We start from the raw sequence: 23976 nt of genomic DNA, 5'->3' as shown, positions 1-23976 counted from the left end.
CAGCGGGGTCACCAGCGCACGGGCAGTTCCCGCAGGCCGCCGACGGCGAGCCCCTCGACCCGGCGCAGCTCGGTGGGCGGGACGGCGAGCTCGAGCGACGGCAGCTTGCGCAGCAGCACTTCCAGCACCACCTGCAGCTCGGTGCGCGCCAGCGGCTGCCCGAGGCAGGCATGCGCGCCGGCGCCGAAGGCCAGGTGCGGGTTGGGGCTGCGGCCCAGGTCCATTTCGGACGCGTTCTCGAACGCGCGCTCGTCGCGGTTGGCCGCGGCCATGCTGCACATCGCGGTGGTTCCGCCGGGCAGCACCTCGCCGGCGACCTCGAAGTCGTCGGCGAGGTAGCGCAGCATGCCCAGCCCGGCGTTGGCGTCGAGGCGCAGCGACTCCTCGACCGCGGTCCGCACCAGCGCCGGGTCGGCCAGCAGGCGTTCCCACCGGCTCCGGTCCGCCAGCAGCATCGCCACCATCTTGGCGATCATGTTCGCGGTGGTCTCGTGCCCGGCGATCAGCAGGCCGATGCCGGTGGCGATCAGCATGGCGTCGGACCAGTCTTCGGGGAGCAACGCGCTGAGGATGTCTTCGCCGGGTTCGGCGCGCTTCGCGGCGATGAGCCCGCCCATGTACCGGCCGAACTCCTGCTGCGCGGCGTCGAACTCGGCCTGCGTGTGGCGGGTCATGCTGAGCATGACGTCCGACCAGTGCGCGAACCGGTCGCGGTCGGCGTCGGGAACACCAAGCATGGCGCAGATCACCCAGACCGGCAGCGGGAAGGCGACGCCGGCCTTGAGGTCACCGGGCGCGCCCTTCGCGACCATCTCGTCGACGAGCTGCTCGGCCATCGCGGCCATGCCGGGCCGCAGCGCGTTCATCCGCTTCGCGGTGAACCACTTGCCGAGGGTCCGGCGCCAGGTCAGGTGGCCCTCGCCGTGCTGCGGGAGCACGGTGGCCATCTCGCTGTTGAAGACCCCGCCCGACTCGGTGTCGGCGACCCGCGCGGCGTTGTCCGCCGGGGTCGGCCGGGTCCACCGCGGATCGGACAGCACACTCTTGACGTCGGCGTAGCGCGTGACCAGCGCCGCCTCGTCCCCGCTGGCCAGCGCGACCCGTGCGACCGGGCACTCCGCCCGGAGCTCGGCCCACTCGGCCGGCGGCTCCAGCGGGGCGGCGGAGCGGAACGGGAAGCGCGGCAACGGGCCGGCGTGGCTTGGTGTCATCACGGGCTCCTCGGTGGTGAATGTCCCCTGCCCTGCAGCTTGGCCACGAACCCACACTAAGTCAAGCAGTTGATTTAACGACGAGACCGACAAAGACCCCGAAACCGGGATCGGGTGCGGTTACTCCCGCTCGACCTTGCGCAGCCCCTGCGCCGGCGTCCACCACTCGACGACCAGCAGTGTCGCCTCGGGGTTCAGGTGTGTGTGGACAACCTCGGTGACGTCCACGCGGAAGCCGTCACCCGCCTCGACGGCCCGGCCGGAGATCTTCGCTTCCCCCGGCCACTTCGCCTCTTCGCCGTCGATCGGGTCGACCGTCGCGCTGTGCAGCGCCAGCCGCGGGTCGCGCTTGAGGTCGGCGCCCTTGCGGGCGTCGGGCATCGAGCCGAACGTCAGCTCGCCGTCGGTGAACTTCGTCTCGATGCCGGAGATCCGCGGGGACCCGTCGGCCCGCAGGGTGGCGAGCGTCTTGTGCCGATGGGCGTCGAACAGCCCCTGCACGCGCCGGGCGAACTCCGGCTCCGCCGCTTCGACCTCACGCCACGTCGTCATGCGGTCATGATGGCAGCCACCGGGCGTGGAGCGCCGCGGGTTTGCGGAACACCAGCCCCGCCGCCGCGGCCGGCTCCGCCAGGGTGAGCCCCGGCAGCCGGTCGAGCACGGTCTCCACGGCGATCCGCGTTTCGAGCCGGGCAAGGTCGGCGCCGAGGCAGAAGTGCGGCCCGACGGCGAAGGCCACGTGCTTGCGCAGGTTCGGGCGGTGCGGGTCGAAGACGTCCGGGTCGGGAAACACCGCGGGGTCGCGGTTGGCGGCGGTGAGCGACACGGTCACGAGGTCACCGCGGGCGATCGACGCCCCCGCGAGCGAGACGTCGCGCGTCGCGTACCGGTCGACGACCGCCGCCGCGGGCTCGAGCCGCAGCGACTCTTCGATCGCTGCCGGGAGGAGCGCGCGGTCCCGGGGCGCCGGGTCGCGCAGCAGGTGCAGCAGGACGTTGGTGATCATGCCTTCGGTCGTCTCGATGCCGCCGAACATCAGCACCGCTGCGTTCGACACGACCTCCGGCAGCTCCAGCGCCGTGGCCGCGTCGGTCAGCAGCGAGCGCCGGCCGACCGAGCCTTCGAGGTGGGCGCGCAGCTCGCCGAACGCCTCCTCGCCACGGGACCCCGGCGCACGACCGGCCGAGATGTCGTCCACTGTGGACACGATCGCGTCGTACCAGGCCAGCACCCGGGCCGTGTCGGTGTCGGCCAGGCCCAGGGCTTCGGCGACCACCGCGACGGACAGCGGTCCGGCCAGCGCCCGCCGCAGCTCGGCCCGCCCGGCCGCGGCGAACCCGTCGACCAGCCGGGCGCATTCGGCACGCACGAACCCGGCGAACCGGTCTTCGATCTCCCGCGGCCGGAAGTGCCGGGAGAACGGCGTCCGGTGCCGGGTGTGCTCGGCCGCGTCCAGCGAAAGCATCGACGGGCCGACCACCCGCGCCGTCGAGAAGCGGGCATCGTCCACGGTGAACGTCGCCGCGTCGCGCATCACCTCCGACGCCAGGTCGTGCCGCGTTACGAGCCAGCCGTTCAACGCCGGCAGCCAGGCCACCGGCTCGGTCGCGCGAAGCCGGGCCAGCAACGGGTACGGCTCTCCGGTGAGCTGCTCGATCACGCCCGCAGCCCCGCGATCAGGAGCCGGACCAGGCGGCGCGCGTCGTACTCCGGGTTGTCCTCCGCGCCGACACACAGGTTGCCGACCCCCCGCATCAGCTCCAGCGGCCGCACCCGCGCGGTCAGCCCGGCCGCTTCGAGCAGCTGCGCGCACACCGGGACGAGCCGCTCGAGGAAGTACGCGTGCAGGGTGTCGAAGCCGTCGCCCTGCAGGACCCCGGCCAGGCCGTGCTTGGTCACCAGGAAGTCGACGAACAGGTCGATCCACCGCGCCAGCGCGGCGTGCGGGGAGTCCGACGCCGCCAGCAGCTCCGGCCCGGCCGCGGCGCACGCCTCCACCTGGTGCCGGTAGACGGCGATGATCAGGTCCGCGCGGGTCGGGAAGTGGCGGTAGATCGTGCCCATCCCGACACCGGCCTTCGCCGCGATGTCGCGCACCGGCGCGTCGACGCCGGACGCGACGAAGACCGCGGCCGCCGCGTCGAGCAACGTCTTCTCGTTGCGCCGCGCGTCCGCGCGTTTCGGCCTGCTTTCAGTCACCGGCACCTCCCGAGGTTGCTAACCGGAACAATGCTCCGTATCGTTAGCGGAGCAACGTTCCGTTTCCCATGAAACCATGGAGGGACCCCACCATGCAGTACCGCACGCTCGGCCGCACCGGAGTGCAGGTCAGCACCCTCGCGCTCGGCGCGATGAACTTCGGCGCGATCGGGCGCACCACCCAGGACGAGGCCACCGCCATCGTCGACGCCGCGCTCGAAGGCGGGGTCAACGTCGTCGACACCGCCGACATGTACGGCCAGGGCGAGTCCGAGGTGATGGTCGGCCGAGCCGTCGCCGGCCGCCGCGACGACCTCGTGCTGGCCACGAAGGCGTACATGCCGATGGGCGACGAGCGCAACCACCAGGGCAGCTCGCGCCGCTGGCTGGTCACCGCGCTCGAAGACAGCCTGCGCCGCCTCGGCGTCGACCACGTCGACCTGTACCAGGTGCACCGCTGGGACCCGCGCACGAGCGACGAGGAAACGCTTTCCGCGCTGACCGACCTGCAGCGCGCGGGCAAGATCCGCTACTTCGGGTCGTCGACGTTCCCGGCGTACCGGATCGTCCAGGCGCAGTGGGCCGCCCGCGAGCACCACCTCGGCCGCCACGTCACCGAGCAGCCCAGCTACTCGATCCTGCAGCGCGGGATCGAAGCCCACGTGCTGCCCGTGACGCAGGAGTACGGGCTCGGCGTGCTCGCGTGGAGCCCGCTGGCGTCCGGCTGGCTCTCCGGCGCGGTCCGCGCGGGCCGGGAGATCACCACCAACCGCGCGACGGTCGTGCCGCAGCGCTTCGACCTCACCGACCCGGCCAACAAGGCCCGGCTCGACGCCGTCGAGAAGCTGGCCAAGCTCGCCGACCAGGCGCAGCTTTCGCTGATCCAGCTGGCGCTCGGGTTCGTGACGGCGCACCCGGGCGTGACCAGCGCGCTCATCGGGCCGCGCACGGTCGACCACCTGAAGGCGCAGCTCGCGGCCGCCGACACCGTGCTCTCCCGCGACGTGCTCGACGAGATCGACACGATCGTCGCGCCCGGCGTCGACCTGGCCGCCCACGAGAAGTTCGACACCCCGCCCGCCCTGCTCGACCCGTCCCTCCGGAGGCGCTGATGACCCCCCGTTTCGGCATCCTGACCGCACCCATGAACGTCGGCTACGACGAGATCCTGCGCGTCTGGCGCGAAGCCGACACCGTTCCCGAGATCGAGCACGCCTGGCTGTTCGACCACCTCATGCCGATCGGCGGTGACCCGGACGGCCCGATCTTCGAAGGCTGGACGCTGCTTTCGGCGCTGGCCGCGCAGACGTCACGCCTGCGGCTCGGCCTGATGGTCACCAGCAACCGCTTCCGCCCGCCGGCGGTGCTGGCGAAGATCGCGACCACGGTGGACGTCGTGTCCGGCGGACGGCTCGATTTCGGCATCGGCGCCGGCTCCCGCCCCAGCCACCCGCTGGCCCGCCGCGAGTACGACGGCCACGGCCTGCCCTACCACACCCAGGACGACGCCGTCGCCGCGCTCGCCGAGGCCTGCACGGTCATCCGTCGCTTGTGGACGGAGGAGCGGCCGTTCGACTTCGACGGCGAGCACGTCAAGCTGAAGGGCGCCTTCGGCAACCCCAAGCCGGTGCAGCGCCCGCACCCGCCGATCATGATCGGCGGCCGCGCGAGCGCGACCCTGCGGGTGGTCGCCGAGCACGCCGACCAGTGGAACATCCCGGGCGGCGGCGACATCGACGACCTCGCCGGCCGCAGCCGGCTGCTCGACCGTTACTGCGCCGAGATCGGCCGCGACCCGGCGTCGATCACCCGCTCGATCTTCCTGCCGGTCGACTACGACAAACCGACCGCTACCAAGGAGAAGATCGCCGAAGCGGTCGACGCCGGGTTCGGGCACGTCGTCCTCGGCCTCGGGAACCCTTATCCCGACGGCGTTGTGGAGTGGGTCGCGGACAACCTGATCCGCTGAGCTACTTGTCGGCTCCTTCGTAGGTTCCCTGGGTGAACCGGCGGGAGAACACGAAGTACACGATCGCCACCGGCAGCGTCATCAGCAGCGCCGCGGCGAGCTTGAGCGGGAACTGGTTGCCCTGGCCGAGCTGGCCGGACACCAGGGTCGCCACCCCGGACTTCAACGTGTTCAACGCCGGCGACGTCACCGAACTGCGGCTGTCGGCCGGGTTCAGGCGTGTGGCTTAGTCCCGCCGGAAGAGCCCGGCGAGCAGGAACGGCTCGCCGTACAGCCCGCTGTCCGGGTTCATGGTGCGCAGCTCGACCTCGGTGTAGGCGTCGAACAACCGGCGCAGGTCGTCCGGGTGGTAGGCGAGACCGCCGTGCAGGCTGCGGTCCCGGTAGAGCTGCTCGTCGGACAGCTCGGTCCCGGAGTTCTCGTCCCCGGTGCCCGCGGCGAAACAGGCGAGGCCGAAGTGCCCGCCGCGCCGGAGGCGGCGGTCGAGGAGCTCGAGGTAGCTGATCCGCCGGTGGGGCGCGAGGTGGTGGAAGCAGCCCGAGTCGTAGACCAGGTCGTAGGTGGGGTGCGGCAGGTCCACGGTGAAGATGTCCGCGCAGTGGAAGCGAACGCCGGGCGCGCGCTCCCGCGCCCAGGCGATCGCTTCGGGCGAGGCGTCGACCGCGTCCACGTCGTAACCCGCCTCGGCGAGGCGCCGGGCGTTGCGCCCCGGCCCGCACCCCAGCTCCAGCGCGCGGCCGCCGCGAAGAGGCCCGTTGCGAAGCCACGCGTCGAGGCTTTCGTCGGGACGGGTCACGAAGAACGGCACGGGGCGCTCGCGGTCGGCGTAGAAGCGGTCCCACTCGACGTTGTCCCCGACCAGGCCGTCGAGCATGCGCAGCAGGTCGTCGACCGAGCGGATCTCCCTGCTCATCCTTCGACGCGCTCCCGCACCGCACGGAGCTCCTTGTCCACCACGGCCATCTGCGCGTCGATCGCCGACGTCTCGGCTCCGGCCGCGAAGAACAGGCTGAAGATCACCTCCGCGCCGGCCAGGTTGGGGACCACCCGCGTGAACATGCCCAGGTTCGGCGCGTCCGCCGCGACGAAGTCCACCACGCCGTGCTCCCGAGCGACCCGCACCGCGACCCGGCGTGGCTCGTCGCCGCTGTGCACGCGCCAGATGTCCTCGTGGTCGTGCTCGACGACGCGGGCGAAGTCCGGCGCCCACTCCGGGATGTGACGCGCGTCCGCGAGGTACTCCACGACGCGCTCGGGTGTGGTGGCGACCGTGATCGTGCGCGTCTCGGCGCGCCCCGTCTCAATTGATGTCATGCCTCGAACGATACGCACATGCTTATCATTTGTCCACGCGTAAGATCCCTCGGGTGACGGAGGACGACGACCTGGCGGCCCTCTGCGCCGGCGCGGGCCGGACCCTGGCCGAGGCGGAGGGGCCGATCCTGGCCGAGCACGGGCTTTCGATGTGGCAGTACGTCGTGCTGGCGACGCTGGCCCACGGCTCGGCGGCCAGCCAGCTGGCCCTGGCCCAGCAGATCCGCTACGACAAGACGCGCCTGATCACCCTGCTGGACGGCCTGGTCGCGGACGGCCTGGTCACCCGCGAGCCGGACCCGGCCGACCGCCGGGCGCGGATCGTCCGGCTGACACCGTCGGGAATCCGGCGGCACGCGGTGATCCGTGACGCGATCCGCGTGGTGGAGGACCGGAAGCTCGCCGGACTGACTCCCGAAGTTCGGCGCGCGTTGCGGTCGGCCTTGGTGCACCTGGCCAACCAGGACTGAGCCTCAGCCGGTCAGGCAGCGCTGCACGACCGGGCCGAACGCGGCGACCAGCTCGTCGACCGGCGCCGAGGCGATCGGCTCGACGCGCACGATGTAGCGGGCCACCGCGAGCCCCAGGATCTGGACGTTGACCATGCCGGTGGGCGCCGACCGGGTCAGCGTCACCAGCGGCGTGCAGGCACCCCCGCGGCGGGCGCCTGCCTCTACGTCTGCTGGCGGATCCTGCGCGAAACTTCCCTCACCCCAGCGAACACATCGCTCCGTTCAGGGTGAACGCCGTCGGCAGGATGTTCGGGCCGCCGTAGTCCGCGGTGAACCCGATGTCCGCCGCCGGCGGCACCGACGACGACGTCACCGTCACCGTCGTGCCCGACTGGGTCCACGTCCCGTTCCAGCCGCCGGTGATCCGCTGGCGCGCCGTCGGCCAGGTGAACGTCAGCGTCCAGTCCCCCACCGGGTCCGTGGCCGTGACGTGGAGGCCGCCGACGAAGCCGCTCGCCCAGTCGTTGACGTCCGTCAGCCGGACTGCGCAGCTACTGGTGACCGGCGCGCCCGTCGTCAGGGTCAGCGGCGGGGACGCCCACGAGACGCTCCCGGCCGTGTCCCGAGCCAGCACGTTCACCTGGTACCGGTGGCCGGGCACCAGGTTCCCGACCGTCAGCGACGTCCCGGCGGTCTCGCCCCACTGGTCGTCGCGCGAGTACACCTCGTACTTCGCGATCGGGTGCCCGCCGGGCGCCGCGGGCGGCCAGCTGATCGTCGCCGTCCGGTCGGTCGCCGTGCCGGTCGGCTGCCCCGGCGCCGAGGGGCCCGCGAACGCCGCAACCGGGTGCAGGACCAGCGTCGTGAGCGAATACGGCGGCAGGGTCCGATCCCACGGCGTGCTGGTGATCGACGTCGCGCCGTTGGTGTAGGTCGACGCCTGCGCCGCCGGGGTGTACCCCGCGAAGTCCAGGCTCACCGTCCGGGCGCGGTCCGGGTCCTTGTTCACCAGCAGCACCGCGACGTCCCCGTCGGGGCGGCGGACGGCGTGGGCGCCGATCAGCGGGTCGTCGGCCGACGCTCGGACGAACTGGTCACCGGGCCGCGCGAACGCGCTGACCAGCTTCAAGCCGTAGTAGGGCGCGAAGGGCGTGTTGAGCGCGGGTTCGCAACCGCCGGCGAGGCAGGTCGCGCTGGAGAGCAGGCCGAAGTCGCCGTAGTCCGGTTGACCGGCCACAGTGGACAGTGCGGTCGCGCCGTTGTGCGTGTCCCACCAGTCGACCGTGAAGACGCCGTTCTCCAGCAACGCGCTGTAGGCCTCGGCCGCGAACAGCGCGCCCGGCTGGGTGTTCATGCCGACCGGGGTGTTCGTCTCGGTCAGCGCGATGCCGAGCGGCCGGCCCGCGTACCGCGTGATCTGGTCGCGCGCCAGGTAGATCATGTCGTCCACCTGTTCGGTCTTCGTGAGCGCCTCCGCGGCCGTCGACCCGCCGGGATACCAGTGCAGCACCACGAAGTCGACGTGCGGGCCGGCGATCGACAGCACCGTCTGGTTCCAGGTGCCGGTGTCCCCGGCGCCGACCACGCCGTCCGGCCAGTTCGCCGGGGTCGTGAGCACCGCGCCGATCTTCACCGTCGGGTCGACGGCCTTCATCGCGTCGGCGTACGCCACGACCCCGCGCGCGTAGGCGGCCGGGCTCTTGTCCGCGTGGTTGTCGGCTTCCCAGTTCGCGCCGTAGTGGCCGTTGCCGTAGAGCTCGTTGCCGATTTCCCAGTACCGGACGCCGTAACCCCGGGTCACGTTGGCGTACCGCACCCAGTCGGCGGCTTCCTCCGGCGTCCCGGTGCCGTAGTTGGCGATGACGATCGGCTGCGCGCCGGCGCGCCGGACCCCGCCCATGAACGTGTCGAAGTCGGTGCCGGGCGCCACGTAACCGCCCGGCGCGGTGTTGTCCTTCCAGTGGTAGATGTCGCCGTAGGAGCCGCCCGGGTACCGCATCGTGCGGACGCCGGCGCCGCCGAGCAGGTCGGCCACCGCGGGGGTGCCCAGCTCGCTGTCCCACACGGCGTGGTTGACCCCGTAGGCGGTGTCCGGCACGGTGGCCAGCCCCGCTCGCGCGTTCACGGTGACCGTGGCCGCGGGCGGCGGCTCCGCCCCGGCGGGGCCGGCCGCCGGGAGCGCCGCGGCGAGCACGGCGGTCACCGGCCACACCGCCCAGCGCAGACGTCGAACTGTCATGAAGGTCCATCCTCACTCGTCGGGAAACGAACGGATGGCTGAGAGCGCTCCCAGGCAGAGAACCACCATGGCGGCGCGAAGTCAACGAAAGTCCCGGGACGGCCCGGGTTCCACGCGCAGTTCGAGCTTTTCGAGGCGGTCCGCGACGAGCGTGACAACTCCTTCGGCGGCTTGCGCCTGCCCGCGGACGAGCAACGCCGAACTGGTCCGGGCGACCAGCCGCTGCCGGTGCCACAACCCCGGTGAGACCAGGATGTTCGCCATGCCGGTCTCGTCCTCGAGGTTGAGGAAAGTGATCCCGCCCGCGGTCGCGGGACGCTGGCGGTGGGTGACCGCGCCGCCGACCCACACCCGGGTGCCGTCTTCGACCGCCGCCAGCTCGGCCGTGGTGATCGCGCCGCGCGCGGTGAGCAGCTCACGCAGGTACTCCACGGGGTGGCTGTCCGGCGAGACGCCGGTGGCCCACAGGTCCGCGGCGGTGACCTCCAGCCGGGTCATGCCCGGCAGCGCGGGTGCGTCGAGACCGGGCGCCAGGCCGGGCAGGTGCCCCGGCCGGGTGGTCGCCGCCGCGCCGGCGGCCCACAGGTCCTGCCGCCGGTCGCCGCCGAACGCGCCCGCCGTGGCCAGGGCTTCGACGGCGTTCTTCTTCAGCCGGACGCGCCGGGTCAGGTCGCCGACGCCGGCGTACGGGCCGTGCGCGAGGCGTTCGGCGACGATCTCCTCGGCGACGTCGTCACCCAGGTGGCGGACGCCGGCGAGCCCGAGGCGCAGCGCGACACCGCCCGTGCTCGCGGCGTCCGGCTCGAGGGTGGCGTGCGCGAGGCTGGTGTTGACGTCCGGCTCCCGGACGCGGACGCCGTGGCTGCGCGCGTCCGCGACCAGGGACTGCGGGCTGTAGAAGCCCATCGGCTGCGCGCGCAGCAGCCCGGCGCAGAACGCGGCCGGGTAGTAGCGCTTGAACCACGCGCTCGCGTACACCAGGAGCGCGAACGACATCGAGTGCGCTTCCGGGAAGCCGTACCCGGAAAAGGCGTGGATCTGCTCGAAGATCCGGGTCGCCAGCTCGCGGTCGAGTCCGTTGGCCTCGCAGCCCGCGAAGAACCGCGCCATCAGCGCCTTCATCTTCGCGCTGGAGCGCTTGGCGCCCATGGCGCGGCGCAGCTGGTCGGCTTCGGCCGGGGTGAACGACGCGACGTCGACGGCCATCTGCATCACCTGCTCCTGGAACAGCGGCACCCCGAGCGTTCTGTCCAAACTGGACGCCAGCAGCGGGTGCGCGTGCTGCCACCGCTCTTCCTTCCGGCGGCGCCGGATGTAGGGGTGCACCGAACCGCCCTGGATCGGACCGGGCCGGATCAGCGCGACCTCGACCACGAGGTCGTAGAACTCGCGCGGCCGCAGACGGGGCAGCGTCGCGAGCTGGGCGCGGGACTCCACCTGGAACACCCCGACGGCGTCGGCGGCGCACAGCATGTCGTAGACACCCCCGTCGGCGAGGTCGAGCTTGCCGATGTCCACTGTAGATCCGTGGTGCTCGGCGACGAGGTCGGTCATGTAGTGCAGCGCGGAAAGCATGCCGAGGCCGAGCAGGTCGAACTTGACCAGCCCGACGGCCGCGCAGTCGTCCTTGTCCCACTGCAGCACGCTGCGGTCCTTCATCGTGGCCCACTCGACGGGGACCACTTCGGACACCGGCTGCTTCGAGATCACCATGCCACCGGAGTGGATGCCGAGGTGGCGCGGGAAGTCCTCGATCCGCGCCGCCAGCTCGAGCACGTCGGCCGGGATCTCGCCGGCCGTCTGCTGCTTGGCGCCACCCCAGCGGTCCACGAGCTTGCCGTAGGCGTCCTGCTGACCCGGGCTGTGCCCGAGCGCTTTCGCGGCGTCCCGGATCGCGGACGGCGCCCGGTAGGTGATGACGTTCGCGACCTGCGCGGCGTGGAAGCGGCCGTGTTTTTCGTAGACGTACTGGATGGCCTCCTCCCGGCGGTCGGACTCGATGTCGATGTCGATGTCCGGCGGGCCGTCCCGCTCCGGCGCGAGGAAGCGTTCGAACAGCAGGTTCCACTTCACCGGGTCGGCGTGGCAGATCTCCAGCGCGTAGCAGACCGCGGAGTTCGCCGCGGAACCCCGGCCCTGGCAGAGGATGTCCGCTTCCTTGCAGAACCGGACGATGTCCCAGACGACGAGGAAGTACCCGGGGAAGCCGAGCTTCTCGATGATCTCGAGCTCGTGGTCGAGCTGGGCGTAGGCCCGGGGGTTCTCCGCCCGCGGCCCGTAGCGCTTCGCCGCGCCGCGCCGGGTCAGCTCGCTCAGGAACGACATCTCGTCGTGCCCGGCCGGCACGGGGAACGGCGGCAGGTCGGGAGCGACGAGCTTGAGGTCGAAGGCCACCTCGACCCCGAGGACGGCCGCCCGGCCCACCGCGCCCGGGTACCGGCGCTCGAACCGGCGGCGCTGCTCCATCCCGGACCGCAGGAACGCCTGCCCCGACGGCGGCCGCCAGCCTTCGAGGTCCTCGGCCGACCGGCGGGCCCGGACCGCGGCGACCATGTCGGCCACCACCGCGTCTTCCGGGCGCGCGTAGTGGACGTTGTTCGACACGATCGTCGGCAGCCGCAGGGCGCGGGCCAGCTCGGCGAGGTGGTCGTTGGCGGCGTCGTCCAGGGGCTGGCGGTGGTCGATCAGCTCGACGGCGACGTGCGCCCGGCCGAACCGGTCGACGAGCCGGGCCAGCTCGGCGTGCGCGGCCGCGGGACCGCGTTCGGCCAGCGCGCGGCGGACGGCGCCCTTGCGGCAGCCGGTCAGCACGACCACGTGCCCGGCCAGCTCGTCGACGAGCTCTTCGAGGTCGTAGACGGGCCGGCCCTTCTCACCGCCGGCGAGCTGGGCGTGGGAGATGACGCGGCAGAGCCGGTGGTACCCGGCCTGCTGCCGGGCGAGCACGAGCAGGTGCGACCCGGCCGGATCGGGCTCGCCGGCCTGCGGCGCGGGCAGGTCGAGCGACAGCTCGGCCCCGAACCCGACCCGCACGCCGAGCTCCCGGGCGGCGTCGTTGAACCGGACCGCGCCGTAGAGGCCGTCGTGGTCGGTGAGGACCAGCGCGTCGAGCTCGAGCCGCGCGGCCTCCTCGACGAGCGCCTCGGGGTGGGAGGCGCCGTCGAGGAAGCTGAAGTTGGAGTGGACGTGCAGCTCGGCGTAGGGCGCCCGGATCCGGTCACCACCGTCGTCCCGGGCGCGCCGCCCGAGCAGGTCCGCCGGCGCGCCGGCGTAGCCCTCCCGCTTGCGCGACCACGCCGGGGCGTCGTTGCCGTCGCCGGGAACGGGTGCCCGCCCGGAGGCGATCCGCTCCACTTCGGACCACGGCACACTCGGGTTGTCGAACGCCAAAACCGGCTCCTGCCACACATTTCGCTGTGGGGAAGCCAGCGACTACGGTTCGAACACACGTGCGATCTTCACCGTCGAGCTTGCGACGGCGGGCGGGCCGCTGTCAACCGCGGGCCGCGGGTAGTCGGCACCGTCACACGAGGCCGGAGCGGTCCGGGGTGCCGGTGGCCGCGCGCAGGCGGGCGAACTCGGCGGCGAGCGCCTCCGGTGGGTAGTGCGCGTTGAGACCACTGGGGTTGGGGACGATCCACACGCGAGCGCCGCCGATCGGCTCGGCCTGCGGACCGAGCCGGGCGCGGGGCGTCCCGAACGCCGCGCGGTAGCCGGTGACGCCGAGCATCGCCAGCCACCGCGGCCGCAGCGGGCGGATCCGCTCGGCCAGGTCGCGACCGCCGGCGACGAGCTCTTCGCGGGACAGCTGCGCGGCGCGGACGGTGGGGCGGCGCACGATGCTGGTGATGCCCAGGCCCCAGCCCAGCAGGAGCCGCTCTTCTTCGGCGCGCAGCCGCCGGGGCGTGAAGCCGGAGCGGTGCAGGGCGGGCCAGAACCGGTTGCCGGGCGTGTGGAAGCTGTGGCCGGCCGCCGCGGACGTGAGGCCGGGGTTGATGCCGACGAACACCACGTCCAGCCCCTCGGCGAGGACGTCGGGCAGGACCTGGCCCTCCTCGGGTGCCATCGCTCAGCGCCCCGGGTGCGCGCGTTCGCGGTGGTTCTTCGCCTTGTCCCGGTTGCCGCAGACCGCCATCGAGCACCACCGCCGCCGATGCGACTTCGTCCGGTCGTAGAACCACAGGGCGCACTGCGGCCCGTCGCAGACGTGCACGAGCCCGCGGTCGCCGTGCGCGAACAGCTCGGCGGCGGACACGGCCGGCAACACCAGCAGCTGACCGGCTCGCTCCCAGCGGCGTCGCGCCCGCAGTTCGGGCGCGCCGGCGCCGGTGGTGACGAGCTGGACGTGCTGGTCGTCGGTGGCGAGGATGCGGTTGATCCGCTTTTCCGCCGCGGGCGCGAGCCCGCCGTCCGGGCCCGCCCACGCGCAGACGACGTCCCGGAGCCATTCGCGCAGCTCACGGGCCTGCGCGGCCGCCTCGTCGAGGTCGCCGGCCGGGAACTTCCTCGCCAGGCGCGCCCGCTCGGCGCCGTCGAGCAGCCCGGTGCTCACGAGCCAGTCGAGGAAGCTCCGGCCGGAGGCGAGCAGGTCGATCCGCTCGCCCCACGGCGCTGAGCACGTGTTGAGGAAGTTCAGCGCGGGGTGGTCGCCGGTGTTGGCCAGCTCGGTGCCGTCCATGCCTGTCCACCTGCCCCGTAACTCTCTTCAGCCCGTTTTGGAGGTTATCACCGGTCAGCGGGCGGCGAAGCCGCCGTTGACCACATCCCAGGTCTCGATGTTCGCCACCTCGGTGTAGGTCCCGGCGGTGAGCGCCTCGCGGGTCGCCCGGACGACGAGCGAGTACGCCGCGAACGCGACCGAGGCGCCCAGGCTGACCCGCCGGACGCCCGCCTCGGCCAGCTCGCCGACCGGGGGCGCGCCCGGCCCGGCCATGATGTTCACCGGGATCGGGGACTCCCCGGCGAGCCGGGTGATGACGTCGAGATCGGTGAGGCCCGGCACGAAGATCGTGTCCGCGCCGGCGTCCGCGTAGGCCTTCGCGCGGCGCAGTGTCTCGTCGTAACGGCCTTCCGGCGCGCCGATCCCGGCCAGGTAGACGTCGGTCCGCGCGTTGATGGCGAGGTTCGCGAGCCCGGCCGCCGTCGCGGCGTCCCGCGCCGCCGTGATCCGCGCGGCCTGCGCTTCGTCGTCGAACAGGCCGCCGCCGGGGGCGCCGCTGTCTTCGAGGTTGACGCCGACGGCGCCGGCGTCGACCACCCCGCGGACGGTCTCGGCGACGTCGGCCGGCTCGGGTCCGTACCCCCCTTCGATGTCGGCGCTGACCGGCACGTCGACCGCCGCGGCGATCTCGCGGACGACGCTCAGCGCCAGTTCGCGGGTCAGGTGCTGGCCGTCGGGCAGGCCCTTGCCCCACGAAACCCCGGCGCTGGTGGTGGCGACGACCTGGGCGCCGGCGTTCACCGACAGCACGGCGCTTCCCGCGTCCCACGCGTTCGGCAGGACGTAGGTGCCGCTCTTGTTGAGGCTCTGCAGCTCGTCGGCCTTCTGCTGCCGGGTCCTGCCCATGACGTGACTCCCTCGCCGTAACTGTTCTTCTGGTGTTTTGCAGGTTAGCCACGTCGTCGTAACCTGTCAAAGCGAACTTCACCGGTTACTCGTTGCCACGGCGATCGGCCCTGCGGTAGGGTCCGGCCATCGCCTGCGCGGGTCCGTGACTTCCCGGACCTCGTCGCTCTTGCGAACCACCACCGGTCAGCGCACTCCGCGCGCAACCCTGCCCTCCTCCCGAGAATCGAGCCCTGTCATGCCTTGGTCCATCCCGCAGACCACCACCGGAAGCGAACGCCACCTGCTCGAACGCACCCTCGACCGCAACCGCGCCGAGCTGGTCGCCACCGTGCGCGGTCTGTCCGAAGTGGACGCCCGCCGTCGGCTGGTGGCGTCCCTGACCACGCCGATCGCGCTGCTCAAGCACGCGGCCGTCGCCGAACGGATCTGGTTCCACCACATCCTCGCGGGGGTGCCCGAGAGCGAGTGCGACGGCGGCACGACCGGCGGTGACCCCAGTTTCCTGGTCGGCGACGGCGAAACACTGGCCGAGGTGATCGCCGAGTTCGAGCGGGCCAGTGCGCGTTCCCGGTCTCTCGCGGCCGGGTTCGGCCTCGACGACGTCCGGACCCATCCCCACCTCGGCGACGTCACCCTGCGGTTCATCTACCTGCTCGCGATCGAGGACTTCGCGCGGCACGCGGGCCACGGTGACATCCTCCGCGAGCAGCTCACCGCCGGTCAGTCGTAGACCCCTTCGACGGTCCACTGTGGAGCATCGCCGACGGTTCCCTTGAGCAGCAGGGCGATGTCGTCCTCGGCGCCCTCCAGCACCACCTGGACCCGCACGACCGCCGGGTGGACGATCCACGGGCCGGCCGCGCCGAGGACCCGTCTCGACGGGCCGCCATCGACACTCACCGTCGCCGGCGGGTAGGTGAGCTCGCCGCGCGCGGTGCAGCGAACGACGTCACCGACGGCGTCGAGCACCTTCGCCGCGGGCGGCCGCGGCGGCACCAGCGAAGGTGACGGCGCGGGCAGCCGTCCCGGCCACGGCCGGTCTTCGGTGGCGGGGCGGCGCGGTTCGCCCCACGGGACGAGCCGGACCCGTTCGGCCGGGCCGCGGCCGCCGTCGAGCAACGGCGTCACCACCGCGTCCGGGCCCAGCAGGCCCTGGATCCGGACCAGGGCCCGCCCGGCGCGTTCGGCGGCGTCGGCGTCGCGGCCCATCGAGCCGAGCTGCAGCTGGAGCGCCTGCCCGCCGACCACTTCCTCGGGGTCGAGGCGCAGCCGGACGATGCCGGCGCTGGGCCGGTCGCGTTCGGTGAGCCAGCCTTCGCACTGCCAGCGCACGCGGTCGGCCGTCGTGCGGGCGGTCAGGGGTTCGGCGCAACGCCAGACGCGGACGCGTTCCTCGCCGGCTTCGGTGAGGGCGGTGATCGCGAGCCGGGTGCACGCGAGGCCGTGGCGGGCGAGTCCGGCGAAGAAGCGCTCACCGAGGGTCTTGGCGACGAACGCGGCCTCGTCGACGCGCGCCAGCGGATCTTCGAAGTCTTCGGTGACCGCGAGGTCCGGCGGCAGGGCGCGCCGCACGGGCGGCCGTTCGGACAGGCCGCGCGCGAGGCGGTGGGCGACGATGGCGTCCCGCGGGAAGCGGCCCGCGACGTCGCGTTCGGTCAACGCCGCGAAGGCGCCGAGGGTGCGCAGGCCAAGCCGCCGGAGCAGCCCGACGAGCTCACCACGGTCGTCCCCCGGCTGGTCCAGCTCGGTGACGGCGAGGGGCGCGAGGAAGTCCCTCGTTCCGCCCTCGGGCACGAGGACCGACCGCCGCGCGGCGAGGGTCGCGGCGAACAACCCGTCGGCGATCCCGATCTGGCACTCGACACCGGCCCGGGCGCCGACTTCGTCGACGAGCAGCTCGGCGAGGGCGGCCTCGCCCCCGAAATACTGGGCGGCACCGGCGACGGGAACGGCGACGATCCCGGGCCGCACCACCTCGACCCCGACGGCCTGAGCCTCGACGGCGGCGGCGACGGGCTCGAACAGCCGGGCGTCGCGGTCCGGATCGTGCTGGTGCACCACGAGTTCGGGGCACCGGGACTGCGCGTCCCGCCGGCGCATCCCCCGCCCGACCCCACCGCGGCGGGCGCCGGCGGAGCAGGCGACAACCCGGTTGGCGGAGAAGACGGCGGCGGGAGCGAGCGGCGGCGTACCGGCGGCCGCACCGGCGGCGACGACCGGCCAGTCGGGACACCACAGCACCAGCAGCCGTGGTGCGTCGGTCATGCCGGTTCGGCCCGCCGGTGGATCGTCGCGGGGCTTTGCCGAGGTCGCGCTTCGGGCGTGCGGACCGATCGCCGCGGCGCGACGGCGAACGTCGCGATCTCGGGCACGTGGACCGCGACCACTCTCACCGCGACGGCCGACGCCACGAACACGGTCGCCGAGACCACCCGGAAAACCCTGGTGGCGGAAGCGAAAGCCGCACATGCCTCGGTCACTTCACGCGCCCGGCCAGCCGCCCACGCCACGGCCACCTCACGCGCCCGAGGTCCTTCGCTCACCCGGCCACCCCGGCCAGCCGCCGGTCCGCAGCGCCCGTGATCCCGCCCTCCGAACCCGGCACCTACAGCCGCACACGCCTCGGCCACCTCACGCGCCCGGGGACCCGGCCACCCCGGCCACCCCGGCCAGCCGCCGGTCCGCAGCGGCCGTGATCCCGCCCTCCGGACCCGGCAGCTGCAGCCGCGCCGACGACGGGCGGGCCGCCGCTCCCCGGCCCCGGCTGGTCGCCAGCACTTCGCGGCTCCGCAGGTGCCCGTGGCCGTCCGGGGTCAGGCCCTGCCAGCGGCGGCCGGAAACCCTCAGCTCCACGTCCGCGCCCGGCCACGCCCCCGCCGCCAGCAGCACCGTTCCCCGGTTGCGGACCCGGCCCGCCAGGCGGCGGGCCAGCTGCGGCTGGACCCCGCCCACCAGGGCCGGGCCGAGGACCACCAGGTCGAAGCCGTCCACCAGCGCCGAGGTCACGGCGGCCAGCTCCGCGCCGGGGTGGGGCACCAGGGCGACGCGGTCCAGGTCCACCCCCAGCTCCGCCGCCGCGGCCAGGCCCAGCTCCGGCAGCCCGGTCACCGCCGCCCAGGAGCCGTCACGGGTGGCCGACGCCAGCAGGGCCAGCACCAGGGACGTCGCGCCGCGGACCGCCACCGTCGTGCCGCGGCGCAGGCCGCCGCCCGGGAGGAGGCGGGCCAGCACCGGGGACACCGCGAGCACGTCCTCGGCGGCCGGGGCCGGGCCGCGCAGCTGCGCGGCCGTGCTCACCCCCGGGATCGCCGTCAGTCCGGCCACCGCCTCGGGCACCGCCATCACCACCCACCTCCAGCACCACGTACTCGTACCGGAGACACCGGCGAACCATTTCATCGAACACTTGTTCGCATACTGCGAGACGGGAGGTCCCCCTGTCAAGCCGGGCTCACCCCGCCGGGCGTTGCTGCGTTCGGGGGTCGTTCCGCCCCGGGCTCAACCGGTCACGGACCGTCCGCGTGGTGCCGGCGTCACCGGCAGACGAACGGCCCGGTCGGCGTCCCCTAACCGCCGGCCGGGCCGCCTCCCCGGTGTGACCGGGGGAACCTCGCGCACTCGTCACGGCCGGGCCGGGCGCCTCGTCCAGGGGGTGACGCGAGAAAAGAGGACAAGATGCGCCGGATCCTGATCGTCGGTGGTGGTTACGCGGGTTTCTACGCCGCGTGGAAGCTCGAGAAGAAGCTGCGTCACGGCGAGGCCGAGGTCACCCTCGTCGACCCCCGCCCCTACCTCACCTACCAGCCGTTCCTGCCCGAGGTCGTGGCCGGCGCGGTCGAAGCCCGGCACGCCGCGGTGTCGCTGCGGCGGCACCTGCGCCGGACGCGGATCGTCGCGGGGACGGTGACCGCCGTCGACCACGCGCACCGCGTCGTCACCGTACGGCCCGCCGACGGCGAGGCGTTCGAACTCGGGTACGAGCTGGTCGTCGTCACCGCCGGCGCGGTCACCCGGACGCTGCCCGTGCCCGGGATCGCCGAGCAGGCGATCGGTCTCAAGCACGTCGAAGAGGCCGTCGCGATCCGGGACCGGCTGCTCACCGCGTTCGACCGCGCCGCGACCCTCCCGGCCGGCGCGCACCGCCGGAAGCTGCTCACGGTCACCTTCGTCGGCGGCGGCTTCTCGGGGGTCGAGGGCTTCGGCGAGCTGCTGTCGCTGGCGACCGCGCTGCTCAAGCGCTACCCGGAGCTGCACCGCGACGAGCTGCGCTTCCACCTCGTCGAGGCGTCGGGCCGCATCCTGCCCGAGGTCACCGACCGCCCGGGCCGCTGGGTCGTGCGGGAGCTGCAGCGGCGAGGCGCGCACGTCCACCTGGACACACTGGTGACGTCGGCGGCGAACGGGCACGTGACGCTCTCGACCGGGGAGGAGTTCGACTCGGAGCTGATCGTCTGGACCGCGGGCAACGGCGCCAACCCGGTGGTCGGCCGGCACACCGACCTCCCGGTCGACGAGCGCGGCCTGGTCGTCGTGCGGCCGGACCTGCGTGTCGGCACCGAAGCCGAGCCCGTGCCGGACGCCTGGGCGGCCGGGGACGACGCCGCGGTGCCCGACCTCGCCTCGCCGGTCCCGGGCGCGCGCACGGTGCCCAACGCCCAGCACGCCTACCGGCAGGGAAAACTGCTGGCCCGCAACATCATCGCGACCCTGCGCGGCCGCGCGCCGAAGCCGTACGTCCACCACAGCCTGGGCGCGATCGCGACGCTCGGGCTCGGCCGCGGCGTCTTCCAGTACCGGCGGCTGGTGGTCACGGGCTTCCCGGCGTGGCTGCTGCACCGCGGTTACCACGTGCTGGCGGTGCCCAGCTGGGAACGCAAGGTCCGGGTCCTCGCGGTGTGGCTGACGGCGGCCGTCTTCGGGCGCGACATCCTGTCGCTGGCGTCGGTGCAGCACCCGCGTGACGCGTTCGTGGCGGCAGGCCGCACCGGAGGTTCCGGCGCGGCCCACCGCCCCGGTCAGGCGGCGAACGGGCTGGCGTCGACCGCGCAGGTCCGGCCGGCGGCCGGGAAGGCGCCCGAGATCAGGTAGTCGCGCTTCACCTGCTCGGTGCAGGTGCTCGGCACGTACATCGACGAGTGCCCGTACCCCTCGGTGACGAACACCCGCGCCCGGGCCAGCTCCGCCGCGCCGTCCCGGGCGCCGGCCAGCGGCGTCGAGGGGTCGTAGCGGTTGTTCAGCACCAGGATCTCCGCCGCCGTCGGGCGGTTCCACGGGCCGGTGTACCGGTCCGCGTCGTGCGCCTGCCAGAACGCGCAGCTCATCATGTCCAGTACGGCGATCCGGCCGAAGTACGGGACCCGCTGGTCTTCGGACTCCGCGTACCGGCTGTAGACCGCCGGGTCGGTCGGCACATCGCTGTCACTGCACTGGATCGCGTTGAAGGCTTCGGTGCGGTTGGCCGTGTAGGGCTCGCCCGCCTTGAACGCCGAGACCGTCTTGGGCGCGTCGTACAGCCGCTGCAGCAGGGCCGCGATGTCCGGCCAGCCCCGCGAGTCGGACAGGTCGCCCGCGGCGTTGATGATCCCGGAGTACGTCCAGGTTTCGCCGTCGCTGACGATCGGGGCCTGCTTCGCCCGGGCCGTCAAAGCCGCCCACTTCGCCTTCGGGTCACCCGGGGAGAACGCGCACTTCGGCCCGGCTTCCGTGCACAGGCGGAGGAACTGGTCGAACGTCTGCGCAATCCCGGTGGCGACGTCCTGCCGCGTGTCGAGCGGAACACTGCGACCGCTGCCGTCGTGGCCGGTGGCGTTGCCGATGAAGTCCATCGTGCCGTCGAACACCATGGCGCGGATGCGGTTCGGGAACAGGTTGGCGTAGGTGGCGCCGAGGTGCGTCCCGTAGGAAATGCCGTGGTAGGTCAGCTTCGGGTCGCCGACCGCGCGACGCAGCAGCTCCAGGTCCCGCGCGGTGTTCGCGGTCGAGACGTGCTCGAGGATCGGGCCCGCGTTCGCCGCGCAGCGGTCCGCGAGCTCCTTCGACTTCGCGGAGAAGGCCGCGTTGCCGCTCGGGTCGCCGGGCATCTCCGGGAACGCCCCGAAGAACGACTCCTGCTCGGCCAGCGTGCCGAAGCAGCGCACGGCGGTGCTGTTCCCGATCCCGCGCGGGTCCCACGACACGACGTCGAACCGCGCGCGCAGCCGGTCGGAGAACAGCCACGGCCACTTCCCGCGCTCGCGCAGCCGCTGCAGGCCGGACGCGCCCGGGCCGCCGAAGTTGACGAACAGCGTGCCGATCTTGTGGGTGGGATCGGTGGCGGGCAGCTTGATCAGCGCGAGGTCGATCTTCGCGCCGGACGGCCGGTCGTAGTCCAGCGGCACCTTCGCCGTGGAACATTCGAAGCCGTCTTCGCAGCCGGTCCAGCTCAGTTTCGGAGTGGGAACGCTGTCGACGGAAGCCGAAGCCACCGCCGGTCCGGCCGCGACGGCCAGTGAGGCCCCGAGCGCGACGACCAAGCCGCGCACCAGACCTCCCCCAGTGAGACGACGCACGAAGAACCCTTTCGCCGGGAAAACGATCACCCCTCCAGACGGGCGAAGAGGTGGTGTGGTTGGCAGGCCGGCCGGAAAAGCTCACCGGCCGCCCCGGGGTACTTCGCGGAAAGCCCGGTTCGGGTTCCGGCCGCGAGGAACCCCTGGCGCTCACTTCCTCTCTTTAGCTACAGTGCTAGTCACCTAGTTAAATGGAGTTGCCGATGATCGAGTTCCACCTCGACGCCCGGTCGGGCCTGTCGCCGTACCAGCAGCTGGTCCAGCAGGTGCGGCACGCGCTGCGGCTGGGCCTGCTGAGCAAGGGAGACCAGCTCCCGAAGGTCAAGGACGTGGTCGCCGGCCTGGCGATCAACCCCAACACCGTGTTGAAGGCCTACCGCGAGCTCGAACACGACGGGCTCGTGTCGGCCCGGCCGGGGGTCGGCACGTTCGTGACCGCGACGCTGAACGGGGGCGCCTCGATCGCGGCACTCGGGCCGTTGCGGCAGGACCTGAGCCGTTGGCTGGCGAAGGCCCGCAAGGCCGGTCTCGACGAAGAGAGCATCGAGGCCCTGCTGATGTCCACGTTTCGCGACTCCGCCAGAGAGGACATAGCGTGACTGTCCTGCGCGCCCAGGGACTGGGCAAGAAGTACAAGCGCAAGCAGGCGCTGACCGGCTGCACGCTCGAGATCGAGGCCGGGCACGTCACCGGGCTCGTCGGCCCCAACGGCGCCGGCAAGTCGACCCTGCTGAACATCGCCGCCGGCATGCTCGAGCCGACGACCGGCACGATCGAGGTGTGCGGCGGGGTGCCGGGCAGCGGGCCGGAGCAGCTGGCGAAAGTCGGTTACGTCGCCCAGAGCACACCTGTCTACAGTGGACTGACCATCGAGGAGCACCTGCGGCTCGGCGCGCACCTCAACCCGCGCTGGGACGACTCGCTCGCCACCAAGCGGGTCGAGCGGCTGGGCCTGGACCCGAAGCAGGCCGCCGGGAAGCTGTCCGGCGGCCAGCGCGCCCAGCTCGCGCTCACCCTCGGCATCGCCAAACGCCCCGAGCTGCTGCTGCTCGACGAGCCGGTCGCGGCGCTGGACCCGCTGGCGCGCCGCGAGTTCCTGCAGGACCTCATGGAGTCGGTCGCCGAGCACGGGCTGTCCGTGGTGATGTCCTCGCACCTGGTCAACGACCTCGAACGCGTCTGCGACCACCTCGTGGTGCTGGTGGCCTCCCAGGTGCGGGTGATCGGCGACGTCGACGAGCTGCTCGCCACCCACCACCGGCTGACCGGGGCGCGCCGCGACGTCGAGACGCTGCCGGCGGACCAGCACGTCATCTCGGCGAAGCACACCGACCGCCAGACCACCGTGCTCGTCCGCACCGAGGCGCCGATCCTCGACCCCGCGTGGACCGTCGGGCAGATCGGCCTGGAGGACCTCGTCCTCGAGTACATGAGCAACCCCGCCGCCGCCCGCCCCGCCCTGGAGGTCCTCCGATGACCTGGCTGACCTGGCGCCAGTTCCGCACGCCCGCGTTGTCCGTGTTCGCCGCGCTGGTCGTGATCGGCGTCGTGCTCGCGATCACCGGGCCGGAGCTGGTGGGCCGTACGAGCTTCTCCGACCAGGACACGATGTTCGGCGGGACGATCCTGGTGCTCTACCTGCTGCCCGCGGTGATCGGCGTGTTCTGGGGTGTCCCGATGATCACGCGTGAGCTGGAGAGCGGCACGCACAGCCTCGTGTGGAACCAGACCGTCACGCGCAAGCGGTGGCTCACCACCAAGCTCGGGATCGGCCTGCTCACCGCGATGGTCGCGGCCGGACTGCTCGGCTGGGCGGTGTCGTGGTGGGCGAGCCCGATCGACGCGCTCGCGGCGCAGCAGACCGATCGCGGAATGCTCTCGCGCATCATGCCGGTGGTGTTCGGCGCGCGCGGCATCGTCCCGATCGGCTACGCGGCCTTCGCGCTCGCGCTCGGCGTCGCGGTCGGGATGCTGCTGAAGCGGACGGTGGCCGCCATGGCCGTGACGCTCGTCGTGCTCGCCGCCGTGCTGCTCCTCGTGCCGAACTTCGTGCGGCCGTACCTGCTGCCGCCGCAGCAGCTGACGGTCGCGATCGTCGGCGAGGACATCACGAACATCACCGGCGACGAAACCGGCCGGGTGCAGGAGATCGGCGTGCGGAACCCGGCCGGCGCGTGGGTACTGGCCAACGAGACCGTCGACCCGAACGGGAACGTGGCCTCGCCGCTGCCGGACTTCGTGCAGAACTGCCTGCCGCGCCCGGGTGGCGGCCCGCCGGAACGCGGCTCCCTCGAACAGTGCATGGCCCAGCTGGGCACGCACGGCTACCAGCAGCGCCTGACCTATCAGCCTGGTTCGCGGTTCTGGCCGCTGCAGTGGCTCGAGCTCGCGCTCTTCCTCGCGATGACCGCCCTGCTCACCTGGTTCTGCTTCCGTCGCATCCGTCACCTGTCCTGAGCCGGTTCCTGGGGGAAT

The 23976-nt window shown here is 72.7% G+C and carries 25 protein-coding genes; 8 read left to right on the top strand and 17 right to left on the bottom strand.

Annotation, left to right across the window (positions count from 1 at the left end; all coding sequences use genetic code 11):
* Positions 1 to 8: 8 nt before the first annotated feature.
* The 4 genes from ACZ61C_RS06775 to ACZ61C_RS06760 form a co-directional block, all read right to left on the bottom strand.
* Entirely contained in the window at positions 9 to 1211 is a 1203-nt protein-coding gene (locus tag ACZ61C_RS06775; RefSeq protein ID WP_465303646.1) for a cytochrome P450, read from the bottom strand.
* Between the two features lie 120 nt (positions 1212 to 1331).
* Positions 1332 to 1763: a pyridoxamine 5'-phosphate oxidase family protein gene (locus tag ACZ61C_RS06770; protein WP_465303644.1), complete on the bottom strand. Its 432-nt coding sequence runs from the start codon at positions 1761 to 1763 to the stop codon at positions 1332 to 1334.
* Positions 1764 to 1767: 4 nt separating this feature from the next.
* Positions 1768 to 2871 (bottom strand): cytochrome P450, encoded by a 1104-nt coding sequence (locus tag ACZ61C_RS06765; protein ID WP_465303642.1) that lies wholly within the window; start codon positions 2869 to 2871, stop codon positions 1768 to 1770.
* Positions 2868 to 3410 carry a TetR/AcrR family transcriptional regulator gene (locus tag ACZ61C_RS06760; RefSeq protein WP_465303640.1) on the bottom strand — a complete coding sequence of 181 codons (543 nt, stop codon included), beginning with the start codon at positions 3408 to 3410 and terminating at the stop codon, positions 2868 to 2870. The genes ACZ61C_RS06765 and ACZ61C_RS06760 overlap by 4 nt, the downstream gene beginning before the upstream one ends.
* A gap of 92 nt (positions 3411 to 3502) precedes the next feature.
* Here ACZ61C_RS06760 and ACZ61C_RS06755 point away from each other — a divergent pair, with 92 nt between their 5' ends.
* Both ACZ61C_RS06755 and ACZ61C_RS06750 read left to right on the top strand, forming a co-directional pair.
* Positions 3503 to 4522: an aldo/keto reductase gene (locus ACZ61C_RS06755; protein ID WP_465303638.1), complete on the top strand. Its 1020-nt coding sequence runs from the start codon at positions 3503 to 3505 to the stop codon at positions 4520 to 4522.
* Positions 4522 to 5379 (top strand): LLM class flavin-dependent oxidoreductase, encoded by an 858-nt coding sequence (locus ACZ61C_RS06750; RefSeq protein ID WP_465303636.1) that lies wholly within the window; start codon positions 4522 to 4524, stop codon positions 5377 to 5379. The genes ACZ61C_RS06755 and ACZ61C_RS06750 overlap by 1 nt, the downstream gene beginning before the upstream one ends.
* Before the next feature lies 1 nt (position 5380).
* Here the strand turns inward: ACZ61C_RS06750 and ACZ61C_RS06745 are convergent, their stop codons facing one another.
* From ACZ61C_RS06745 to ACZ61C_RS06735, 3 genes are read right to left on the bottom strand one after another with little or no spacing between them, the layout of a single operon-like run.
* A complete protein-coding gene (locus tag ACZ61C_RS06745) occupies positions 5381 to 5569 on the bottom strand; it encodes a hypothetical protein (RefSeq protein WP_465303633.1) in 189 nt (62 codons plus the stop codon).
* Positions 5570 to 5605: 36 nt separating this feature from the next.
* Positions 5606 to 6292 (bottom strand): methyltransferase domain-containing protein, encoded by a 687-nt coding sequence (locus ACZ61C_RS06740; protein ID WP_465303631.1) that lies wholly within the window; start codon positions 6290 to 6292, stop codon positions 5606 to 5608.
* The gene (locus ACZ61C_RS06735; protein WP_465303629.1) at positions 6289 to 6693 is read right to left on the bottom strand and encodes an SRPBCC family protein; all 405 of its coding nucleotides are present in this window, start codon (positions 6691 to 6693) and stop codon (positions 6289 to 6291) included. The genes ACZ61C_RS06740 and ACZ61C_RS06735 overlap by 4 nt, the downstream gene beginning before the upstream one ends.
* A gap of 53 nt (positions 6694 to 6746) precedes the next feature.
* Here ACZ61C_RS06735 and ACZ61C_RS06730 point away from each other — a divergent pair, with 53 nt between their 5' ends.
* On the top strand, positions 6747 to 7163 hold the full coding sequence (locus ACZ61C_RS06730; protein ID WP_465303627.1) for a MarR family winged helix-turn-helix transcriptional regulator: 417 nt from the start codon (positions 6747 to 6749) through the stop codon (positions 7161 to 7163).
* A gap of 3 nt (positions 7164 to 7166) precedes the next feature.
* On the opposite strand, the gene ACZ61C_RS06725 is transcribed toward ACZ61C_RS06730, so the two are convergent.
* The 6 genes from ACZ61C_RS06725 to ACZ61C_RS06700 form a co-directional block, all read right to left on the bottom strand.
* Complete coding sequence (locus ACZ61C_RS06725) at positions 7167 to 7328, bottom strand: TetR/AcrR family transcriptional regulator (RefSeq protein ID WP_465303625.1); 162 nt, start codon at positions 7326 to 7328, stop codon at positions 7167 to 7169.
* Positions 7329 to 7401: 73 nt separating this feature from the next.
* Positions 7402 to 9384, bottom strand: coding sequence for a cellulose binding domain-containing protein (locus tag ACZ61C_RS06720; RefSeq protein WP_465303623.1), 1983 nt, complete (start codon positions 9382 to 9384; stop codon positions 7402 to 7404).
* Positions 9385 to 9465: 81 nt separating this feature from the next.
* Positions 9466 to 12774 carry an error-prone DNA polymerase gene (locus ACZ61C_RS06715; RefSeq protein ID WP_465303622.1) on the bottom strand — a complete coding sequence of 1103 codons (3309 nt, stop codon included), beginning with the start codon at positions 12772 to 12774 and terminating at the stop codon, positions 9466 to 9468.
* A gap of 133 nt (positions 12775 to 12907) precedes the next feature.
* Entirely contained in the window at positions 12908 to 13450 is a 543-nt protein-coding gene (gene mug / locus ACZ61C_RS06710) for a G/U mismatch-specific DNA glycosylase (RefSeq protein ID WP_465303620.1), read from the bottom strand.
* 3 nt (positions 13451 to 13453) lie between these two features.
* Complete coding sequence (locus ACZ61C_RS06705) at positions 13454 to 14062, bottom strand: CGNR zinc finger domain-containing protein (protein WP_465303618.1); 609 nt, start codon at positions 14060 to 14062, stop codon at positions 13454 to 13456.
* Positions 14063 to 14116: 54 nt separating this feature from the next.
* The gene (locus ACZ61C_RS06700) at positions 14117 to 14950 is read right to left on the bottom strand and encodes an isocitrate lyase/PEP mutase family protein (RefSeq protein ID WP_465303616.1); all 834 of its coding nucleotides are present in this window, start codon (positions 14948 to 14950) and stop codon (positions 14117 to 14119) included.
* 238 nt (positions 14951 to 15188) lie between these two features.
* Here ACZ61C_RS06700 and ACZ61C_RS06695 point away from each other — a divergent pair, with 238 nt between their 5' ends.
* A complete protein-coding gene (locus tag ACZ61C_RS06695; protein WP_465303614.1) occupies positions 15189 to 15683 on the top strand; it encodes a DinB family protein in 495 nt (164 codons plus the stop codon).
* Here the strand turns inward: ACZ61C_RS06695 and ACZ61C_RS06690 are convergent.
* The 3 genes from ACZ61C_RS06690 to ACZ61C_RS06680 form a co-directional block, all read right to left on the bottom strand.
* Entirely contained in the window at positions 15674 to 17218 is a 1545-nt protein-coding gene (locus tag ACZ61C_RS06690; RefSeq protein WP_465303612.1) for a DNA polymerase Y family protein, read from the bottom strand. The two genes, ACZ61C_RS06695 and ACZ61C_RS06690, sit on opposite strands and share 10 nt — an antisense overlap.
* The gene (locus ACZ61C_RS06685) at positions 17215 to 17385 is read right to left on the bottom strand and encodes a hypothetical protein (protein ID WP_465303610.1); all 171 of its coding nucleotides are present in this window, start codon (positions 17383 to 17385) and stop codon (positions 17215 to 17217) included. Before ACZ61C_RS06685 ends, ACZ61C_RS06690 begins: the two co-directional genes overlap by 4 nt.
* A gap of 199 nt (positions 17386 to 17584) precedes the next feature.
* Positions 17585 to 18295, bottom strand: a complete 711-nt coding sequence (locus ACZ61C_RS06680; RefSeq protein WP_465303609.1) for a hypothetical protein — start codon at positions 18293 to 18295, stop codon at positions 17585 to 17587.
* Between the two features lie 333 nt (positions 18296 to 18628).
* Between ACZ61C_RS06680 and ACZ61C_RS06675 the strand changes: the two genes are divergently transcribed.
* The gene (locus tag ACZ61C_RS06675; protein WP_465303607.1) at positions 18629 to 20041 is read left to right on the top strand and encodes an NAD(P)/FAD-dependent oxidoreductase; all 1413 of its coding nucleotides are present in this window, start codon (positions 18629 to 18631) and stop codon (positions 20039 to 20041) included.
* Here the strand turns inward: ACZ61C_RS06675 and ACZ61C_RS06670 are convergent.
* On the bottom strand, positions 19969 to 21474 hold the full coding sequence (locus tag ACZ61C_RS06670) for an alpha/beta fold hydrolase (RefSeq protein WP_465303605.1): 1506 nt from the start codon (positions 21472 to 21474) through the stop codon (positions 19969 to 19971). The two genes, ACZ61C_RS06675 and ACZ61C_RS06670, sit on opposite strands and share 73 nt — an antisense overlap.
* Before the next feature lie 230 nt (positions 21475 to 21704).
* On the opposite strand from ACZ61C_RS06670, the gene ACZ61C_RS06665 reads away from it, so the two are divergent.
* The 3 genes from ACZ61C_RS06665 to ACZ61C_RS06655 are packed head-to-tail and all read left to right on the top strand — an operon-like array spanning position 21705 to position 23958.
* Positions 21705 to 22100 (top strand): GntR family transcriptional regulator, encoded by a 396-nt coding sequence (locus ACZ61C_RS06665; protein WP_465303603.1) that lies wholly within the window; start codon positions 21705 to 21707, stop codon positions 22098 to 22100.
* Positions 22097 to 22978, top strand: coding sequence for an ABC transporter ATP-binding protein (locus ACZ61C_RS06660; protein ID WP_465303601.1), 882 nt, complete (start codon positions 22097 to 22099; stop codon positions 22976 to 22978). Before ACZ61C_RS06665 ends, ACZ61C_RS06660 begins: the two co-directional genes overlap by 4 nt.
* Positions 22975 to 23958 carry a transporter gene (locus ACZ61C_RS06655; protein WP_465303599.1) on the top strand — a complete coding sequence of 328 codons (984 nt, stop codon included), beginning with the start codon at positions 22975 to 22977 and terminating at the stop codon, positions 23956 to 23958. The genes ACZ61C_RS06660 and ACZ61C_RS06655 overlap by 4 nt, the downstream gene beginning before the upstream one ends.
* Positions 23959 to 23976 lie beyond the last annotated feature (18 nt).

The sequence above is a fragment of the Amycolatopsis sp. NPDC104587 genome, assembly GCF_055583645.1.
The sequence above is the reverse complement of the archived record's forward strand: the minus strand, read 5'-3'. Positions and strand labels throughout refer to the sequence as shown.

Coding starts and splice junctions, on each gene's coding strand:
- ACZ61C_RS06775 (WP_465303646.1), bottom strand. CDS start 1,211: ATGACACCAAGCCACGCCGGCCCGTTGCCGCGCTTCCCGTTCCGCTCC.
- ACZ61C_RS06770 (WP_465303644.1), bottom strand. CDS start 1,763: ATGACGACGTGGCGTGAGGTCGAAGCGGCGGAGCCGGAGTTCGCCCGG.
- ACZ61C_RS06755 (WP_465303638.1), top strand. CDS start 3,503: ATGCAGTACCGCACGCTCGGCCGCACCGGAGTGCAGGTCAGCACCCTC.
- ACZ61C_RS06750 (WP_465303636.1), top strand. CDS start 4,522: ATGACCCCCCGTTTCGGCATCCTGACCGCACCCATGAACGTCGGCTAC.
- ACZ61C_RS06740 (WP_465303631.1), bottom strand. CDS start 6,292: ATGAGCAGGGAGATCCGCTCGGTCGACGACCTGCTGCGCATGCTCGAC.
- ACZ61C_RS06735 (WP_465303629.1), bottom strand. CDS start 6,693: ATGACATCAATTGAGACGGGGCGCGCCGAGACGCGCACGATCACGGTC.
- ACZ61C_RS06720 (WP_465303623.1), bottom strand. CDS start 9,384: ATGACAGTTCGACGTCTGCGCTGGGCGGTGTGGCCGGTGACCGCCGTG.
- mug (WP_465303620.1), bottom strand. CDS start 13,450: ATGGCACCCGAGGAGGGCCAGGTCCTGCCCGACGTCCTCGCCGAGGGG.
- ACZ61C_RS06705 (WP_465303618.1), bottom strand. CDS start 14,062: ATGGACGGCACCGAGCTGGCCAACACCGGCGACCACCCCGCGCTGAAC.
- ACZ61C_RS06700 (WP_465303616.1), bottom strand. CDS start 14,950: ATGGGCAGGACCCGGCAGCAGAAGGCCGACGAGCTGCAGAGCCTCAAC.
- ACZ61C_RS06695 (WP_465303614.1), top strand. CDS start 15,189: ATGCCTTGGTCCATCCCGCAGACCACCACCGGAAGCGAACGCCACCTG.
- ACZ61C_RS06690 (WP_465303612.1), bottom strand. CDS start 17,218: ATGACCGACGCACCACGGCTGCTGGTGCTGTGGTGTCCCGACTGGCCG.
- ACZ61C_RS06680 (WP_465303609.1), bottom strand. CDS start 18,295: ATGGCGGTGCCCGAGGCGGTGGCCGGACTGACGGCGATCCCGGGGGTG.
- ACZ61C_RS06675 (WP_465303607.1), top strand. CDS start 18,629: ATGCGCCGGATCCTGATCGTCGGTGGTGGTTACGCGGGTTTCTACGCC.
- ACZ61C_RS06665 (WP_465303603.1), top strand. CDS start 21,705: ATGATCGAGTTCCACCTCGACGCCCGGTCGGGCCTGTCGCCGTACCAG.
- ACZ61C_RS06655 (WP_465303599.1), top strand. CDS start 22,975: ATGACCTGGCTGACCTGGCGCCAGTTCCGCACGCCCGCGTTGTCCGTG.